This is a genomic window from Streptomyces niveiscabiei (assembly GCF_001419795.1).
Classification (GTDB): domain Bacteria; phylum Actinomycetota; class Actinomycetes; order Streptomycetales; family Streptomycetaceae; genus Streptomyces; species Streptomyces niveiscabiei.
This window is the reverse complement of the sequence record NZ_LIRL01000554.1, coordinates 1-1,031: the sequence shown is the minus strand read 5'-3', so window position 1 is coordinate 1,031 and position 1,031 is coordinate 1. Positions and strand designations below refer to the sequence as shown.

At 71.3% G+C, this 1,031-nt stretch carries 1 protein-coding gene; it reads right to left on the bottom strand.

The genetic code is table 11. The features are described from left to right. Window positions 1-960, bottom strand: a 960-nt coding sequence (locus AOK24_RS25940) for an aminotransferase class I/II-fold pyridoxal phosphate-dependent enzyme (protein ID WP_055722480.1), incomplete at its 3' end; no start/stop codon positions are given. Window positions 961-1,031 lie beyond the last annotated feature (71 nt).

Genomic DNA, 1,031 nt, shown 5'->3' with positions numbered 1-1,031 from the left:
CCCCGCCCCCAGGCGCTGCCGCCCCCGGACCCGGTCCACGGTCACCGTGTCCCCGGTCATGACGGCGACCCGCAGATCGGGCCCGTAGGCCTTGGCGACGGACCGCACAAAAGCCCAGTGCCGGGTAACCCCGCCCAGCGGGCAGAGCGGCAGATCCACGATGCCGTGCCCGTGATCGTCCTCGATGACCAGGACCTCGGGGTACTCCCCCAGAGCCTGGCGCAATTCCCGTGCGCGCCCGGGGCTGACAGCAGCCCCGGTGGGATTCTGCGCCCGGTCGGTGATCACGACGGCCCGCACCCCGGATTCCAGAGCGCTCCGCAACTCCTCGACGACGGGCCCTTCGTCGTCGACGGCGACAGGAACGACCCGAAGGCCGAGAGCCGCGACCAGATCGAGGACCCGATTCCACCCGGGATCCTCGACGGCGACGGAATCGCCGGGCTTCAGATGAGCCCCCAGAACCCGCTCGACCGCGTCCAACGCCCCTGACACGACGACGAGTTCCCCCGCAGGCACCCCGTCCGCGTCGAACGCGCGCCGAGCCGACCGCCCCAACTCGGCGTCGACGGGTGCCTCCCCGTACAGCACCGGCGCCCGCCCCCTCGTCGCCGCGACGAACGCGGGCCCGAGCGGCGGCAGCAACGCCGGATCGGGGTTCCCGGAGGCGAGATTCCGCACCCCCACGGGCACGGAGACGACCGCCCGCTCCCTCCCGGTCGTAGCGGGCCGCGCCCGTACCCGACTCCCCCGCCGCCCCTGCGTCTCGATGACGCCCCGCTCCCGCAGGATGCGGTACGCGCCGGCGACGGTATTGGGATTCACCCCGAGCGTGACGGCCAACTCCCGCATGGGCGGCAGCAGTTGACCGGGCTCCAACGCCCCTTCGCTCACCGCGCGCTCGATGCTCGCGGAAATGTCCATCGCACGACGACCCTGGATCGGATATTCTCCTAGCACAAACAACATTATGCACTAGTGCAATGGAGAACGCCATGCAGGGAACCACCGCACAGCAGCCGGCCACCCCG